This is a genomic window from Tangfeifania diversioriginum, assembly GCF_900141875.1.
GTDB classification, from domain to species: domain Bacteria; phylum Bacteroidota; class Bacteroidia; order Bacteroidales; family Prolixibacteraceae; genus Tangfeifania; species Tangfeifania diversioriginum.
The window spans coordinates 34,746-51,936 of record NZ_FQZE01000030.1; the positions used below are offsets into that span (position 1 = coordinate 34,746).

Consider the following 17,191-nt stretch of genomic DNA (forward strand, 5'->3'; position numbering starts at 1 on the left):
CCTCTCGCTGAATTCAATAAAACAAAAGTTGAACTGATTAGTTACAAAATCTGTAATAATGAAAAAATTCAGGGCCGATTTACATATCCACTCGTTGTTGTCGCCCTGTGCCGATTTGGAGATGACCCCGCTAAATATTGTGCAGAGGGTTAAAGAAAAACAAATTGACATCATTGGAATCACCGACCACAATTCCACGAAAAATGCAATGGTGATAAAACAACTGGCCGAAAAAAAAGGGATTTTTGTGTTAACCGGCGCCGAAGTCACCACCCGCGAGGAAGTGCATTGCCTCACCTTTTTTGAAAAGGAGAACGAACTGCAAAAATTCCAGCAGTTTATTGATGAAAATATAAACAAAATTCCCAACGACGAAGGTTATTTTGGTTACCAGCCGGTTGTTGATGAAAATGAAAACATTAAAGAAATGATTCCTTATTTTCTTCCGGCAGCGCTTCAGAAGGGGATCACCCAGGTGCAGCAACAGGTTGAAAAACTCAACGGAATTTTCATTCCTGCCCACATCGACCGGTCTGCAAACGGTATTCTCAGCCAGCTGGGGTTTATTCCACCCACCCTAAAGTTCGATGCACTCGGCCTTTCGAGGCATGGTTCGGTAAAACATGTTCAAAAACAGTATGTTTTACAAAACAAAATCACCTTTATTCGCAATTCCGATGCCCATTTTCTGGAACAAATTGGCGAAATTTACTCCCTCTTTAATTTGAATGAAATAAGTTATTTGGAAATAAAAAAGGCTTTGAATCAATTGGATGGCCGTTTTGTTGAGCAGGTATGAAAACCATTTCGGAACATGTGCTGGATATTGTACAGAATTCAGTCAGGGCTAAAGCAACATTGATTGAAATCATAGTAAATGAAAATAAAGAAAATAATCTTTATACCCTGGTTGTAAAAGATAATGGTTGCGGAATGCCGGAGGAAATTTTGAGGCAGTCAACCAACCCGTTCTTTACATCGCGGAAAACCCGGAAAGTGGGACTGGGGTTGTCGCTTTTAAAGCAAAATGCCGAAGGTGCAAACGGCTCTTTTACCATCGATTCTGTTCCCGGAGAAGGGACTTTGGTAAAAGCTGTTTTTCAGAAATCGCATTTGGACCGGCCTCCGCTTGGCGACATCTGGAACACGTGGTATTACACGTTGCTGAGCAATCCGGAAATCAGGTTGATTTACAAACACTGCACGGGGGCAGGCAGTTTTGAAATCGACTCGAAAGAGATTTTCGACATGCTCGAAGGCGTTTCACTAAGCCAAAAAGAAGTGAGAGAAGCTGTTATTGAAATGATAATAAATAACCTGAAAGAATTGGAAGTGATTAACTAAAAAATACCATTCAACTATGACAAAAATAAAAACTGTGGCTGACCTTAAGAGAATAAAAGACGAAGTTCAGTCGAAAATTAAATTGCGGGAGAACAGCGATCATCCCGAGCAAATTGTTCAGGTAAAAGTGGGCATGGCTACTTGCGGAATTGCATCGGGGGCAAAAGAAACCATGAAATATTTTGTGGATGAGTTGGAACAGCAGGCTATTGATGCTGTGGTGACGCAAACGGGCTGCATGGGTTATTGCTATGCCGAACCCACCGTGGAAGTAACCCTGCCGGGAAAAGATGCTGTGGTTTTTGGATATGTAAATAAAGAGAAAGCAGAAGAAATTATTGATGTTTACATAAAACGCGGCGAACTTATCGACGGCGTAATTCCAATTACTTTTAAAACCATCGACGATTAATAAACTTTCAACTAATCAATTATGACCGATTATAAAATGCATTTGCTTATTTGTGGCGGCACAGGGTGCAAAGCTGCTGAAAGCGATGAAATCAAAAAATCATTAAAAAACTGGATTGATGAGCTCGGCCTGGAAGACGATGTTCAGGTCGTTTTTACCGGCTGCTTCGGATTTTGCGAAAAAGGGCCTATTGTTAAAGTGATGCCCGACAATACTTTTTATGTGAACGTTAAACCCGATGATGCTGAAGAAATCGTAAAAGAACACCTTCTCAAAGGCCGGCCGGTTCAGCGGTTATTATATACCGACCCGGTAAGTAAAAAAGCAATCAGCGATTCAAAAGGAATGAATTTCTACAAAAAACAATTGCGGATTGCTTTGCGGAATTGCGGTTTCATTAATCCTGAAAGCATTGATGAATACATCTCGCGCGATGGATATATGGCGCTTGGCAAATGCCTTGGTGAACTCACTCCTGATGAAACTATCAAAGAAATAAAAGACTCAGGATTGCGCGGCCGTGGCGGCGGCGGATTCCCCACAGGATTGAAATGGGAAATTACCCGGAATGTGGAATCGGATGAAAAGTACGTGGTTTGCAATGCCGATGAAGGCGACCCCGGTGCATTTATGGATCGTTCAATACTCGAGGGCGATCCACATTCGGTTATTGAAGCCATGGCCATTTGCGGTTACTGCATTGGTGCCGAAAATGGACTGGTTTACATCAGGGCTGAATACCCACTTGCCATTGAAAGACTGAAAATTGCGCTTAATCAGGCGCGTGAATACGGGTTGCTCGGTGAAGATATCCTGGGAACCGGGTTCAATTTTGAAATAGATATCCGCCTTGGTGCCGGGGCATTTGTTTGCGGTGAAGAAACAGCGCTCATCCATTCAATGGAAGGGTTAAGGGGCGAACCTACTTTCAAACCCCCGTTCCCATCCGTTTCAGGCTACCTGGGCAAACCCACCAACGTGAATAACGTGGAGACTTTTGCCAATATCCCGGTAATTCTGAACAAAGGAGCCAGCTGGTTCAGCAAAATTGGAACAGAGAAATCGAAAGGTACCAAAGTATTTGCCCTTGCCGGTAAAATCAATAACGTGGGGCTGATTGAAGTGCCTATGGGGACAACCCTGCGCGAAGTGATTTACGATATTGGCGGTGGCATAAAAGATGGCAAAGGATTTAAATCGGTGCAAACCGGTGGTCCTTCAGGCGGATGCCTCACCAAAGATTTTCTGGATACACCAATTGATTACGACAACCTGATTAAGGCCGGCTCAATGATGGGCTCCGGTGGTATGATTGTGATGGATGAAGATGACTGTATGGTTTCTATTGCCAAATTTTACCTCGAATTCACACTCGAAGAATCGTGTGGTAAATGTTCGCCCTGCCGCATTGGAAACAAACGTCTGCACGAAATTCTCGAGAATATAACCAATGGAAATGGAAAAGAGGAAGATTTAGAACGGCTGAAATTACTGAGCAATGTAATAAAAGATACCTCTTTGTGCGGCCTGGGACAATCTTCGCCCAATCCTGTGTTGTCCACAATTCTCAATTTCGAAGATGAATACCTGGCGCACGTTAATGAAGGAAAATGCCCGGCAGGACAATGTAAAGCGTTGCTTAAATATGAAATAATTGAGGACTTGTGTACCGGATGCACACTTTGTTTCCGCAACTGCCCGGTGGGAGCAATTACCGGGGAGAGAAGGCAGCCGCACTACATCGACCAGTCGCTTTGTATTAAATGTGGCGTGTGTTACGAAAAATGCAAGTTCAATGCAATTAGACTTTCTTAATCCTGAAAATTAAAAACAATGGATACAGTACAATTAACAATAGATAATAAACCACTGGTAGTAAAAAAAGGAGCTACCATTTTAGAGGCGGCAAAAAGCATTGGGGTTCATATTCCCACGCTTTGCCATATGAAACTCGACGACATGAATATTGAGAACAAGCCCGGCGGGTGCCGCGTTTGTGTGGTAGAAGTGGAAGGAAGAAGAAATCTCGCCCCGGCCTGTTGTACCGAGGTTGCCGAAGGCATGGTGGTACATTCGCACTCCATACGTGCCATAAATGCACGAAGAACTGTTGTTGAATTAATCCTTTCGGATCATCCGGCCGATTGCCTTATTTGCGCAAAGTCGGGGAATTGTGAATTGCAGGATATGGCCCATCACCTCGGAATAAGGGAAATCCACTACAAAGGCGAGCAGTCAACTTACCGTGAAGACACTTCACCGGCTATTATCCGCGATGTGGACAAGTGCATTATGTGCCGCCGTTGCGAAATGATGTGTAACGAGGTGCAAACAGTTGGGGTACTTTCTGCCATCAACCGCGGGTTCAACTCTGTTGTTTCTCCTGCTTTTGAAATGAACCTCGACCATTCGGTTTGTACTTATTGCGGGCAGTGCGTGGCTGTTTGTCCAACCGGCGCGTTAACCGAAGTGAATCAAACCAATAATGTGGTAAGGGCATTGTCTGATCCTGCAAAAACTGTAATTGTTCAAACCGCTCCTGCCGTGCGTGCTGCGCTGGGCGAAGAGTTCGGAATGGAACCCGGCACGCTGGTAACAGGCAAACTTGTTTCGGCGTTGCGCAGCCTGGGTTTCGACAAAGTTTTTGATACCGATTTTGCTGCCGACCTCACAATTATGGAGGAGGGCACTGAATTACTCAACAGGCTGACTAAATTTTTGGAGGGAGATAAAGATGTGCAGTTGCCAATACTTACATCTTGTTGCCCTGCCTGGGTGAAATTTTTCGAACATCAGTTTCCACAGCTGAAAGATATTCCTTCCACAGCACGGTCGCCACAACAAATGTTTGGGAGCATTGCCAAAACCTATTTTGCAGAGAAAATGGGAATCAAACGGGAGGATCTGGTAGTGGTTTCAATTATGCCATGTGTTGCCAAAAAGTATGAATGCGGGCGCGATGAGTTTAAAGTTGATGGCAATCCGGATGTGGATTACGCCCTTACTACACGCGAGCTGGCTTCGCTCATTAAGTTAGCAAATATCAACTTTAGCCGCTTATCAAATGAGGATTTCGACCAGCCGTTGGGGGAATCAACCGGGGCAGGCGTGATTTTTGGTACAACCGGTGGTGTAATTGAGGCTGCGGTACGAACCGCCTACGAACTGTACACGAAAAAGCCACTTCCCAAAATTGATTTTAATGAATTGAGAGGAATGGAAGGCATCCGGCAGGCTACAATTGATTTCGACGGATTTCCAATAAATATTGGCATTGCCCACGGATTGGGAAATGCCCGCGAGTTGCTTAAAAGAATTGAAGAAGGGGAGAGTAATTTTCATGCTATTGAAATTATGAGTTGCCCGGGTGGATGCATCGGGGGTGGCGGCCAGCCCTATCATCATGGCAATGTGGATATTCTGAAAAAAAGGCAAATGGCTATTTACCAGGAAGATGGTAATAAAAAAATCAGAAAGTCGCATGAAAATCCGTACATCATTCAGTTGTATGAAGAATTTCTGGGTAAACCGATGAGCGAAAAGGCGCATCAGTTGTTGCACACTGAATATTTTGATCGTACTTAAATATTTTGGTTTTATCTAAAATCTAATAGTCTAAAGTCTAAAAGTCTTATATCATGCCAAAAATAAAACTTGCCGAAAATACGGTCCAACAGATTAAAGAAGTTTGCGCTGAATTTGGGAACAAAGAAGGCGAACTCATAAACGTGTTACACAAAGTTCAAAACAAGCTGGGCTATCTTCCGGCCGAAGTGCAGGAAGTTATTGCCCGCGAACTCAAAACCTCGGTGGCAAAAGTTTACGGAGTAGTCACTTTTTACAGCTTTTTCACTATGATTCCCAAGGGAGAGTTCCCCATTTCAATTTGCATGGGAACTGCCTGTTATGTGCGGGGAGCCGAACAGGTTCTGAGCGAATTTAAACGCCAGCTGAAAGTGGAGGTGGGCGAATCAACCGACGATGGAAAATTCTCGCTGAACTGCCTGCGTTGCGTGGGAGCTTGCGGCCTGGCACCCGTTGTTATGGTGGGCGAAAAAGTGTTCGGCAGGGTTGCACCCACCCAGGTGGTTAATATTATTAAAGAATACCGCGAAGGATGTGCAAGTGAAAATGCAAAATCTGCATAACATTTAATTTGTTCTGTTGCCCGGGGCGCATCGTATTTTACTGATGCTGCCCCGGTATTTTTATGCAATATTCCGCTCTTTTTTAATGTTTTCGTAAGCCCGGTTCACCATTTGGAATTTCTCGTTTGCTGCTTTCTGAAAATCATTGCCCAGGTGGCTCACTTTGTCGGGGTGATATTTCATGGCCATCCGGCGGTAGGCTTTTTTCAGTTCTTCGTTCGATGCATTCTGTGCAATTTCCAGAATTTTATAATCGGCATCGATGTTTCGAACAAACATGGCCTGGATGGACTCAAAATCGCCGTTGCCAATGCCCATCTGGCGGGCAATCGTTTCAATAAGCTTTCGTTCATTTTCGTCCACATGCCCGTCGGCTTGTGCAATGCCAAATAAAAAATGAAGCAGTTGCAACCGCGCCGAATAGTTCATGTTTTGCTTGATTTGGGTGCAGACAGCATTCACCGGGATAGATTGCTTCAGAAGATCGCGCAACATTTTCACGGCTTCCTGTGCCGATGCAGCTCCAAAGTTTTGCACCATAAATTTTTTAACATAGTCCAGTTCCGATTTCAATACTTTTCCATCGGCTTTCATAACTGCAGCTACCAATACCAGCAGGCTCATCACGTAGCCGCCGGTTGTGGTACGGCCCGAGTAACCGCTTGGCCTTCCTGTCTGAATTTCAGTTGTGCTTCCATCGACAATTGAGCCCACCACAAAACCAAAAATTGCTCCTATGGGGCCACCAACTGCCCAGCCTAATCCTCCGCCAATCCATTTACCAAATTTTGCCATCTTCTTTTAGTTTTTTATCTATTTCAATAATTTTTGGTATCAATAAATTTTTATTATCGTTCATCAGAACAAGGTTGGCCAGTTCCTGTTTTTTTTCTTCGGGGAGCTGGTTTTTTATGCGTTCCTCAACCTCTTTTCTGCTTATTTGGTCGCGTTTCATTACCCTTTCAATCCGCTCATTTTGGGGGGCTGTTACCAAAATGTTGTAATCCATTATTTTGTAGAACCCGCTTTCAAAAAGAATGGCCGCTTCGTGAATGACGTACGGAAAATGCTCGTGCTGTTTCACCCAGTTTTTAAAATTTCTCCGAACGGCAGGATGTACCAGCGCATTCATTTTAGAGAGTTGAATTTTATCATTGAAAATAATTTCGGCAAGTTTTTTTCGGTCAATGGTGCCATTTGGGGTGTAAATATTTTCACCAAAAAGGTGAATGAGTTCTGATTTTAGCTGTTGGTCGGTATCAAGTAAATTTTTAGCTGTCTTGTCGGCTTCAAAAATCGGGACCCTCAACAGTTTAAAAACTTTGCATACTGTAGTTTTTCCGCTTCCAATTCCGCCTGTAACTCCAATGGTTAAAGCCATACTGATTTTTTTGAACATTCATTAATCGGTTTCCACCAAAAAATCAACCGATTGGGGTGAAACCCGGAGCGATTGAATAAATGGAGGTTTCGAATCAATAGTTACATCAAGGGTTTCGCTGCTGTTGTCAGCCTGGTTGAAATCAACAGTGATTTTAAAACTATTTGTTGTTGTGCTTTCATAGTTGCTCATCCCCACCAAAAACGAAACTTTTACTTCCGAAGGGAAAAGTTTAACAGAAACACCTTCGGGCTTATTTTTTATTTCAACCGGAATAGTAAGTTCCTTTTCGGTAAATTTTTCGACCGGTATTTTAACCAGTACTTTATCGGACGACAATTCTGTGTTTAACGGCCTTTTTACCTGCACAACTTTTTCAATATTCTCATCGATTTCTGAAATGTTAACTGATTCGGTTTCCAGAAAACGGATTGTGTCGAGTGCTGTCGATGGCCCCGATATTTTTATGCTTTCAGGCTGAAAAGTAATTTTGTTTTTGAGGTAAAACTGCGGTTTAAAAGTGGTGGTAAGGTTGGTTTTCACCGGAAGTGTTTTTGTGGCCGCGCTGTCAAAAATCAGTGTAATTACATTGGGTGAAATTTCTGCAATTGAAATTTCATTGGTAACCTGCTGCGAAACTCTTTCAATTAAACTTTGCGATTGGATGGTGATGATATTTGCGCTGCCTTCATGATTTTCGTGGATTGAAGCAAGATCTAATACGATAGGTGAAGGCGACAAAATGAGTTTATACCGTAAAATGGAAAAACCATGTCCTTCAACTTTCAGTTCAAATCTTTTGGGTGGAGTACTGGTTAAAAACATCTCCTCGGGCGGATTGGTGTATTTAACCGGGTAATTTATAGTGGTTGTGTAATCTTTACTTAATGCGTTCAAAAACCAAAGTGCAGTGGCAATTAAAAGGCAAACAGCAAATACAATCAGCCGCCGGTCCTTCTTTAGTTTTTCAAAGTTGAAATAATTCACTATTTCTGTGAGTTTCTTTTTCATTGTAGTAGTTGAAATTCGACAAAATTAATGAATTATGCCAATTGAAAAATCATTCTTTTCAGTTTATTTTATCATTTTAATCTGCCTCAGTTTTTTCCACATAGCTGAATTTCAGGTATTTTTTTAAAATGAAGTCCACATCTTTTTTGAATACAGGTTTTTGAAGGTAGCCGTCGAACAAACGGTGAATTTGTTTGCTGTGGTCTTTCAGGGTTGAGGCGGTGAATGCAATTAGGGGTATATGTTTCAAATCTTCGTCCTGTTTTATTGCTTCGGCGGCATCGTATCCACTTATTCCCGGCATTCTGATGTCCATAAAAATAATGTCGGGTTTGTCGGTTTTTAATTTTGCCAGTGCGCTGGTGCCATCACTTTCTTCAATAAAAGTGGCCTGGTCCGATTTGATAATTTGTTTCAACACAAGTTTATTGTAACTGATATCATCCACAATCATAATTTTGCAGGGCTCCAGTTGCATAATGGTTCCTTCTTTTTGCGGAGCCTCCCTGGGGTTGTCGGCTGATGCTGTTTTTACATCAAAAAAAGTTACAGTAAAAACAGAACCTTGTTCTGGTTTACTTTCCAGGGAAATGGTACCGTTTAGTTTTTTCAGCAATCCGTTTACAATGGCAAGCCCCAGGCCTGTTCCTTCATGTTCGCGGTTTTGGTGGCTGTCTTGCCGGGTAAAGGTTTCAAAAATATTTTTTTGTTGTTTTTTGCTTATGCCAATACCTGTATCCTCTATTGAAATTATAAGATTTACCTCATCTTTTTTACCGGTTCTTTTGGCATGGGCTGAGATTTCAACTATTCCGTTTTGAGTGAATTTTACAGCATTGCTTACCAGGTTGAATATGATTTGGTAAAAACGGATTTCGTCCATAAAAAAATTAGCGGGGACCGATGAATCGGTGACAACATTAAACGACAATTTTTTATTTTTAACTTTTTCCTGAAATACCAGTTCAATATCGTTAATTACTTCCTGGTAGTTCATCGGGTGGATATCCATCTCCATTTTACCGGCCTCGATTTTCGACAAATCCAGCAGGTCGTTTAAAAGATTTAGCAAGTTGCGTGCGCTTTCAAGAATTGTACTCAGGTATTCGCGGTGCTGTTTTTGTTCGGCATTATCAAAAAGCCACTGGCTGAACCCTAAAATAGCATTGAGCGGAGTTCGGATTTCGTGCGAAACATTGGCGAGGAATTCTGATTTTGAACGGGAAATTTCTTCTGCTTTTTTTAGTGCTTCCCTCAATTGTTTCCCGCTGTTTTTTAGTGGGGTAATGTCTCTTGCGATGGCAAGAACTTCATGGGGGCCGGTTTTTACAAGCCTGGCTTCGTAATAGAAAATTTTATCTGATTTCTTCTGGTTGAAATGGAATTGAACTGTTTCCTTTTTGAAGCAATTTTTTAACGCATTGTCGAAAACCAGGGCATTTTTTCTGCTGAAAACATTGTGGATAGTTGGTTTTTCTCCGTTTATTAAATGGCCAAAAAGTTTATTTTTTTGTGGCAGGTCAGCCGTTATAATTTCACCTTTGTCAGTTATGTTGAAAATAACATCAGGTTCATTTTTTATAATGGTGTTTTTTTGTTTTAAGGCTTTTTCCAGTTCTCTTTTTAGCTGTCCGATTTGCTCTTCTGCATTAATTCTTGCAGATTTTTCTTTTTCCAGTTTTTCTTTAAAAAGCGCCGCATCGTTTTCCATATATTTTTGTTTATAGATATCCGTAATGCACATTCGAATGTTCTGAGCATTGTTTTGCAATGCCAAAATGCAGGAAATGAACATTTGTTATTATGCAATACCGGAATTAATAATTTTTTTAATCTTCCCACCTTGAAATTACATATTTTTTTACAATTGCCGTCCATAAAATTGAAAAACTATGGTAATTTTCAATGGAAAGAAACAACGTCCTAATCAAAAATCGTACATTTGAATGTTTATTTCGAAATGCACTATTAAATATATAGATACATAAACATGAAATAAAGCAGGCGTAAATTTTTACATAAAGTAGATTTTACACAATGACAAGTTGCATGTTTTTCAAACAAATAAAAACAGGTTAAGCAGATGAAGATTACAGTAATAGGCACAGGTTATGTTGGATTGGTATCAGGAACTTGTTTTGCCGAAACAGGTGTCCAGGTTGTTTGTGTTGATGTGGATGAACACAAAATTAAAATGTTGAACAACGGGAAAATACCCATTTACGAGCCCGGACTTGAAGATATTTATAAACGAAATGTTGAAAAGGGAAGGCTCTCTTTTACAACAGATTTGAAAAGCAGCCTTGAAAATTCGGAGGCAGTTTTTATTGCCGTTGGAACGCCTCCCGATGAAGACGGGAGTGCCGATTTGAAATATGTGCTTGGTGCGTCGTCAGAAATTGGAAAGCACATGGATCATTACATTGTAGTGGCCACAAAAAGTACCGTTCCTGTGGGGACTTCGGTAAAAGTAAAAGCTGCAATTCAAAAAGAACTGCAAAAACGTGAGGTGGAAATTCCGTTTGATGTGGCTTCAAATCCCGAATTTTTGAAAGAGGGCAGTGCTGTCCAGGACTTTCTGCGTCCGGATCGCATTATAATTGGTACAGAATCGGAGCAGGCAATTAAGGTGATGAAAAAACTCTACAAGCCATTTTTGCTCAACGGGCATCCGATTTTGTTTATGGATATCACATCTTCAGAAATGACAAAATATGCCGCCAATTCGATGCTGGCCACCCGCATAAGTTTTATTAACGAAATTGCCAATTTGTGCGAAATTGTTGGAGCCGACATTGATGCCGTGCGGAGAGGAATTGGTTCCGACCCGCGGATTGGAAACAAATTTTTGTATCCGGGCACCGGTTACGGCGGTTCATGTTTTCCCAAAGATGTGCAGGCACTTATTCGCACAGCCAATGAAAAAGGGTATCCGCTTGAAATTTTGAAAGCGGTTGAATCTGTAAATAACAGGCAAAAGTCAACGCTTTATCAGAAAATTTTTAATCATTTTGGAGGCAAATTAAAAGGGTTGAAATTTGCAATGTGGGGCCTGGCTTTCAAGCCCAAAACCGATGATATGCGCGAAGCGCCATCACTGGTTATAATTGAAAAATTAATTGAAGCCGGTGCTGAAGTTGTTGCCTACGACCCTGTGGCCATGAAAGAAGCGAAGCGGATTTTGGGGAACAAAATCGGCTATGCAAAAGATGAATATGATGCCTGTATTGATTCCGATGGCATTATTCTCGTAACCGAGTGGCCTGAGTTCAGGTTGCCCAATTTCAGGGTGCTTGAGCGGCTGCTGAAAAATAAAATCATTTTTGACGGACGTAACATATACGACAGGGCAGAGCTGGAAGAAATGAATTTTACCTATTATCCCATTGGTCGTAAACCGGTGAAAAGTTAAATCAAAAAGTTGAAAAAAATGAAACGGATTTTGGTAACCGGCGGTGCCGGATTTGTCGGCTCGCATCTGTGTGAATACCTCCTGAACCAGGGGAATGAAGTTATTTGCCTCGATAATTATTTCACGGGCAAAAAACAAAAAATAGTTCACCTCATGGAAAATCCATGGTTCGAGATTATACGACACGACGTTACCATGCCGTACTACATTGAAGTGGACGAAATTTACAACCTGGCTTGCCCGGCTTCGCCAATTCACTACCAGTACAATCCTATTAAAACCATTAAAACTTCGGTAATGGGGGCCATAAATATGCTTGGACTGGCTAAACGTATCAAAGGAAAAATATTGCAGGCATCAACCAGCGAAGTGTATGGCAATCCGGAAGAGCATCCGCAACCGGAAGGTTACTGGGGAAATGTAAATCCGATTGGTGTACGTTCCTGTTACGATGAGGGAAAACGATGTGCCGAATCGTTGTTTGTGAATTACCATCAGCAAAATGATGTAAAAATAAAAATTGTACGCATTTTTAATACTTATGGTCCCAAAATGGAACCCAACGACGGCAGGGTGGTGTCAAATTTTATTGTTCAGGCGCTGCAAAATAAGGACATTACCATTTTTGGCGATGGCAAACAAACGCGAAGTTTTCAGTATGTAAGTGATTTGGTTGAGGGGATGGTGCGCATGATGGAAACCGGTGATGATTTTACCGGCCCGGTAAATATTGGTAATCCGGGTGAATTTACTATGCTCGAACTGGCACACGAAATTTTGGATATTACCGGTTCAAAATCTAAAATTGTTTACCAGCCGTTACCCGAAGACGATCCGGTGCAGCGCCAACCCGACATTTCGCTGGCCAGAAAAAAATTAAACAACTGGGAGCCAGTTGTTCCCTTGCGCGTGGGACTTGAAAAAACAATAGATTATTTCGAACATCTGCTTTCTTCAGAAAAGATTTCCTGAAAGTTTATTTAACTGGTAGCATTAAATAATTCGGTAATAACAGCTATTTGAAAAAGATAAAAAAGTACGATTTTTGAAAATTGTTTTGTTAACTAAATTTTAATTTACGAAATTTACATAAATTAAAAATTTAAAACTATGGATGGAAAAACAAAGGCAATTGTAGCACACATTACTATTATCGGTTGGATTATTGCATTGGTTATTAACAGCAACGAAAAAGACGAGTTCGCCAGTTATTACATTCGTCAGACTCTTGGAATATACCTTGCAGGTTTGATTCTGACTTTAATTCCCGTGATTGGCTGGATTGTTTCGATTGTGGTTTTCGTTTTTTGGATTTTGAGCCTCATTGGTTCAATTCAGGGAGAAAAGAAAGAAACACCATGGTTGGGAAAATATTTTCAGGAGTGGTTTAAGGCACTATAGTAGTTGTCTGACAAAGTGGTGCAAATTAAAAGAATGCACCTGGGGATGAGTAAAAAAATCTTCAGGTGCATTTTTTATAAATAAAAATCTATTTTTGCAGTGAAATGGTTCTCAGTTTTGAGATTTTGAGGGAATCCGGTGAGCCCGATAACTATCGGGGAAGTCCGGAGCTGTACCCGCAGCTGTAATCCTTTCATGTTGACAGCATTTCAGCCACTGTTCCGTCGGTAAACGGAGCGGGAAGGCCGCTGCCAATTGGGGAAAGCCAGAAGACCTGCCGTTTCATAAACAATATCGTAAGCTTTCGGGAGTAAAAGCTGGAGGTAATATACCTTTCATTTTTCCCACAGGTTTTTGGTATTGTAAAATGTTTTGTTTCACCAAAATTAATTTTACAATGAAAAAAATTTACTTGTTTCTGGGGCTCTGGGTGGCCCTGTTGTCAGCAAATGCCCAGACTGTAGCAACTTTTGATGATGTAGTTTTGGAATCCGGTTCGTGGTATAATGGCTCCGACGGTGCCGGTGGTTTTAACAGCGGCGGATTCTGGTTCCCCAACGATTACAATGCCGAATATCAAAGCTGGAGTGGTTTTTCTGTTTCGAATATGACAGACACGGTTACCCCAGGGTACGAAAACCAGTACAGCGCCATTCCCGGTGGCGGAGTTTCAGGTTCTGAAAATTATGCAGTAGCTTATTTTCCGGGCACACTAAAAATGGAATTTGATTCTGCAGTTGATATTACCGGGTTCAATGTTACCAATTCAACTTATGCCTATCTGGCCATGCGCGACGGTGGTGTAAACGGTTTTGCCAAACAGTTTGGAGGTGCCGACGGAACCGACCCCGATTATTTAAAACTTTTGGCCTGGGGAGTTAATGAGTGGGGCAATTCAACCGATACTGTTGAATTTTTTCTGGCCGATTACCGGTTCGAAAATTCAGATGAAGATTACCAGGTAAATACCTGGGAATGGATGAATTTGAGTGGCCTGGGAAAAGTAACTGAACTACATTTCAGTATGGAATCCACTGATATGAGTGAATGGGGATTGAACACGCCGGCATATTTTTGTATCGATAATTTTACGATGGCAAAACTCACTTCTTCCGGCATTCTTGTGAATAAAAAAAATCAGGCGCTAAATGTATATCCCAATCCGGTAAATAATTTTATTCAGGTAGAATTGCCTGAAAAAATTGAAATGGTTGTTTTAACTGATTTGTCGGGCAAAATATTTTACAGGGAGAAAGTGGAAAATGAAACCAATATACGCATCTCAGGTCTAGGGAATTATCCTCCCGGAATGTATTTGCTGAAAGTGAAAAATGCAAAAGGCTATTCAGTGAAAAAAATCTTGAAAAATTAAAAAAATTGCAATCCAAAGCATTGTTTTTTTGTTATTAAACCAGTAAAGGATTTAAAAGTATTTTGTTCTGTGCCATAAAAAGAGTTTATTTGCAATTAATAAAAAATTTGAAGAATTATGTTAGAGATTTCAAAGCATTCAATGGTTACATTGACCTACGATTTGAGGGTGGACGATGAGAAAGGAGAAGTAGTTGAAAAAGCAACTGCTGAAAAACCATTACAGTTTTTATATGGCGCCGGGGTTATGCTGCCCAAGTTTGAATCTCTCCTTGCAGGCTTGAAACAAGGAGAACCATTCTCCATAAAGCTTACAAAAGATGATGCTTACGGTGATGTAAATCAGGATGCAATAGTTGAATTACCCAAACATGTATTTCTTGTTGACGGGAAATTTGACGACGAGTTAATTGCTGTTGGCAATGCAGTACCAATGATGAGCAGCAATGGCCAGCGGCTGAACGGCCTTGTACTCGAAGTTAACGATGAAAACGTGAAGATGGATTTCAACCATCCGTTAGCCGGCGAAGATTTGCATTTTGCAGGAGAAGTGCTTGAAGTACGCGAAGCAACCGAAGAAGAAGTGGCCCAGATACTTTCGGGCGGTGGATGTGGTTGCGGAAGCGACGGCTGCGAAGACGACGGATGTGGATCAGACCACGGTGGCGGTTGCGGTTGCGGCAGTTAATTTATTTTTGATTATTACCACAATTTAAGTATTTTAACCCCGTTTTCTTGAACATTTGCAAGAAAACGGGGTTTTTTTAATGTGTATGAATACGTTTGGAAAAATATTTCGATTAACCTCTTTTGGAGAGTCTCACGGCCGTGGCATAGGTGGAATTATTGATGGCTGTCCTGCTGGTATTGAGCTGGATATGGACCTTATTCAGAAAGATTTGGCAAGAAGAAAACCAGGGCAGTCGAAAATAACTACCCAACGCAAGGAAGCCGATCAGGTGGAATTTCTTTCCGGTATTTTCGAGGGAAAAACGCAGGGAACGCCAATCGCTTTTATCATTTGGAATAAAGACCAACACTCCAATGACTATAATAACTTAAAAGATGTTTACCGGCCTTCGCATGCCGATTATACTTACCAGCAAAAATATGGCACACGCGATCACCGGGGGGGCGGACGATCATCAGCCCGCGAAACCATTGCCCGGGTTGTGGCAGGGGCCATCGCCAAACAAATACTGGCGGTAAAAGGAATTACCATCCAGGCATTTGTGTCGCAGGTGGGCGAAGTAAAAATGGAAAAACCCTACACCGAAACAGATCTTACCAAAACTGATGACAACATTGTACGGTGCCCCGATGAGGAAACCGCTGCAAAAATGATTGAACGCATTGAAAAAGCCGGAAAAAACCACGACACCGTTGGTGGAACGGTATCATGCGTGGCCCGGGGCATTCCTGCCGGTTGGGGCGAGCCTGTTTTTAACAAGCTGCATGCCGACCTTGGTTTTGCAATGTTGGGTATAAACGCAGTAAAAGGGTTTGAGTACGGATCTGGTTTTGCAGGAACCAAGCTGAGTGGTTCGGAACACAACGATGTATTTATTCATAGCAAAGACGGTATCCGGACAAAAACAAATAACTCAGGAGGAATCCAGGGAGGTATTTCCAACGGTGAAGACATATATTTTAATGTGGCTTTTAAACCTATTGCCACTTTGCTGAAAGAACAGCAAACAGTTGACAAAGACAGTAATGAGGTGACAATTAACCCAAAAGGAAGGCACGATCCGTGCGTTTTACCACGTGCAGTACCTATTGTGGAATCCATGGCTGCGCTTGTGCTGGTCGATCATTTTTTATTAAGCAAACTAAATTCAATGTAATATGCCCAGAAGAAAAAGAAACAGAAGAATACAGGTACCCCCTGTTATAAAAGGAATGTCGGTTTTTGGTGTTAGAGGCCGCAAATCGAATGAAGTAATTCTTCGGCTGGAAGAGTACGAAGCCATTCGGCTGCTCGATTATCAAAACCTGACCCAGGAGCAGGCTGCCATACACATGGATGTTTCGAGGCCCACTTTAACACGGATTTACGAAGAAGCCCGAAATAAAGTGGCCACAGCTTTTGTTGAAGGCCGTGACATCATTTTCAGGGGAGGTGATATTTACTTCGATAAAAACTGGTTTAAATGTAATACATGTCTGGCCAGTTTTAACAACTACGAGGAAGAAAATCCGGACTGCCCTGTTTGCAGTTCTTCTGAAGTAATTTCCTTAAACGAATTTTATTCGAAATAGATAAAAAAATACCACCGGGCCTCTACCCGGTGGCATTAAATCAAGTTGTGATAAAACCAGAGCCTTTATACAAAAGGATATACAAGTTATGGAATATTATTTGTTTTAGCAATAGCTATTCAATTTATTTTTAGTGAAATATAAGTCTCTAACTTTTGAATTTGGATTCCTTCTTCAGGCACAAGCATCTTTTTCTCTTAATTTAACATATTTTGAATCTCAGTTTTTCTTAGATTATTGAAGGAATTCTATTTTTGTAGTCAAAAATAGATCACAACTAACTTTTTAAGTAAGGTTTGCTGAAAAACAATATTAACAATTGATTGTCAATAAATTACATACAAAAAAGTCACGCAATTTAGCTTCAAAGTGCAAACAAAATATTAACTTCAAGGGAAAAAGTTTGCACATCATGGTTAAATATCAATCTGTCCGGCAGTTAAAAATCG

17 protein-coding genes and 1 riboswitch are annotated in these 17,191 nt (G+C 41.3%); of the genes, 13 read left to right on the forward strand and 4 right to left on the reverse strand.

The features are described from left to right. The first annotated feature begins 58 nt into the window (after positions 1-58). From BUC07_RS16580 to BUC07_RS16605, 6 genes are read left to right on the forward strand one after another with little or no spacing between them, the layout of a single operon-like run. Positions 59-799: a PHP domain-containing protein gene (locus BUC07_RS16580; protein ID WP_073172180.1), complete on the forward strand. Its 741-nt coding sequence runs from the start codon at positions 59-61 to the stop codon at positions 797-799. After that, positions 796-1,344 (forward strand): ATP-binding protein, encoded by a 549-nt coding sequence (locus tag BUC07_RS16585; protein WP_073172183.1) that lies wholly within the window; start codon positions 796-798, stop codon positions 1,342-1,344. Before BUC07_RS16580 ends, BUC07_RS16585 begins: the two co-directional genes overlap by 4 nt. Positions 1,345-1,360: 16 nt before the next feature. Next, positions 1,361-1,756: a (2Fe-2S) ferredoxin domain-containing protein gene (locus tag BUC07_RS16590; RefSeq protein ID WP_073172187.1), complete on the forward strand. Its 396-nt coding sequence runs from the start codon at positions 1,361-1,363 to the stop codon at positions 1,754-1,756. Positions 1,757-1,777: 21 nt separating this feature from the next. Beyond that, entirely contained in the window at positions 1,778-3,571 is a 1,794-nt protein-coding gene (locus tag BUC07_RS16595) for an NADH-quinone oxidoreductase subunit NuoF (protein ID WP_073172190.1), read from the forward strand. A gap of 18 nt (positions 3,572-3,589) precedes the next feature. Then, the gene (locus BUC07_RS16600; RefSeq protein ID WP_073172193.1) at positions 3,590-5,341 is read left to right on the forward strand and encodes an NADH-dependent [FeFe] hydrogenase, group A6; all 1,752 of its coding nucleotides are present in this window, start codon (positions 3,590-3,592) and stop codon (positions 5,339-5,341) included. A 53-nt stretch (positions 5,342-5,394) separates the two neighbouring features. Beyond that, positions 5,395-5,904, forward strand: coding sequence for an NADH-quinone oxidoreductase subunit NuoE family protein (locus BUC07_RS16605; RefSeq protein ID WP_073172196.1), 510 nt, complete (start codon positions 5,395-5,397; stop codon positions 5,902-5,904). 60 nt (positions 5,905-5,964) lie between these two features. On the opposite strand, the gene BUC07_RS16610 is transcribed toward BUC07_RS16605, so the two are convergent. From BUC07_RS16610 to BUC07_RS16625, 4 genes are all read right to left on the reverse strand, one after another. After that, on the reverse strand, positions 5,965-6,699 hold the full coding sequence (locus BUC07_RS16610; protein WP_073172199.1) for a TerB family tellurite resistance protein: 735 nt from the start codon (positions 6,697-6,699) through the stop codon (positions 5,965-5,967). Beyond that, the gene (gene coaE / locus BUC07_RS16615; protein ID WP_073172243.1) at positions 6,683-7,285 is read right to left on the reverse strand and encodes a dephospho-CoA kinase; all 603 of its coding nucleotides are present in this window, start codon (positions 7,283-7,285) and stop codon (positions 6,683-6,685) included. Before coaE ends, BUC07_RS16610 begins: the two co-directional genes overlap by 17 nt. Positions 7,286-7,306: 21 nt before the next feature. After that, positions 7,307-8,296 carry a CdaR family protein gene (locus BUC07_RS16620; protein WP_073172202.1) on the reverse strand — a complete coding sequence of 330 codons (990 nt, stop codon included), beginning with the start codon at positions 8,294-8,296 and terminating at the stop codon, positions 7,307-7,309. 76 nt (positions 8,297-8,372) lie between these two features. Further along, positions 8,373-10,007 carry an ATP-binding response regulator gene (locus tag BUC07_RS16625; protein ID WP_175552555.1) on the reverse strand — a complete coding sequence of 545 codons (1,635 nt, stop codon included), beginning with the start codon at positions 10,005-10,007 and terminating at the stop codon, positions 8,373-8,375. A 372-nt stretch (positions 10,008-10,379) separates the two neighbouring features. On the opposite strand from BUC07_RS16625, the gene BUC07_RS16630 reads away from it, so the two are divergent. The 7 genes from BUC07_RS16630 to BUC07_RS16660 all read left to right on the forward strand — a co-directional run bounded on the left by BUC07_RS16630 (position 10,380) and on the right by BUC07_RS16660 (position 16,742). Continuing rightward, positions 10,380-11,708, forward strand: a complete 1,329-nt coding sequence (locus BUC07_RS16630) for a UDP-glucose dehydrogenase family protein (RefSeq protein WP_073172209.1) — start codon at positions 10,380-10,382, stop codon at positions 11,706-11,708. 18 nt (positions 11,709-11,726) lie between these two features. Continuing rightward, positions 11,727-12,680 (forward strand): UDP-glucuronic acid decarboxylase family protein, encoded by a 954-nt coding sequence (locus BUC07_RS16635; RefSeq protein ID WP_073172246.1) that lies wholly within the window; start codon positions 11,727-11,729, stop codon positions 12,678-12,680. A 138-nt stretch (positions 12,681-12,818) separates the two neighbouring features. Continuing rightward, positions 12,819-13,109 carry a hypothetical protein gene (locus BUC07_RS16640; protein WP_073172212.1) on the forward strand — a complete coding sequence of 97 codons (291 nt, stop codon included), beginning with the start codon at positions 12,819-12,821 and terminating at the stop codon, positions 13,107-13,109. 88 nt (positions 13,110-13,197) lie between these two features. Further along, positions 13,198-13,405, forward strand: a riboswitch (cobalamin riboswitch). Positions 13,406-13,506: 101 nt separating this feature from the next. Then, entirely contained in the window at positions 13,507-14,481 is a 975-nt protein-coding gene (locus BUC07_RS16645) for a DUF4465 domain-containing protein (protein WP_175552556.1), read from the forward strand. 117 nt (positions 14,482-14,598) lie between these two features. Beyond that, positions 14,599-15,168: an FKBP-type peptidyl-prolyl cis-trans isomerase gene (locus tag BUC07_RS16650; protein ID WP_073172218.1), complete on the forward strand. Its 570-nt coding sequence runs from the start codon at positions 14,599-14,601 to the stop codon at positions 15,166-15,168. 85 nt (positions 15,169-15,253) lie between these two features. After that, entirely contained in the window at positions 15,254-16,327 is a 1,074-nt protein-coding gene (gene aroC / locus BUC07_RS16655) for a chorismate synthase (RefSeq protein WP_073172221.1), read from the forward strand. Between the two features lies 1 nt (position 16,328). Beyond that, positions 16,329-16,742 carry a DUF134 domain-containing protein gene (locus BUC07_RS16660; RefSeq protein WP_073172224.1) on the forward strand — a complete coding sequence of 138 codons (414 nt, stop codon included), beginning with the start codon at positions 16,329-16,331 and terminating at the stop codon, positions 16,740-16,742. Positions 16,743-17,191: the final 449 nt, after the last annotated feature.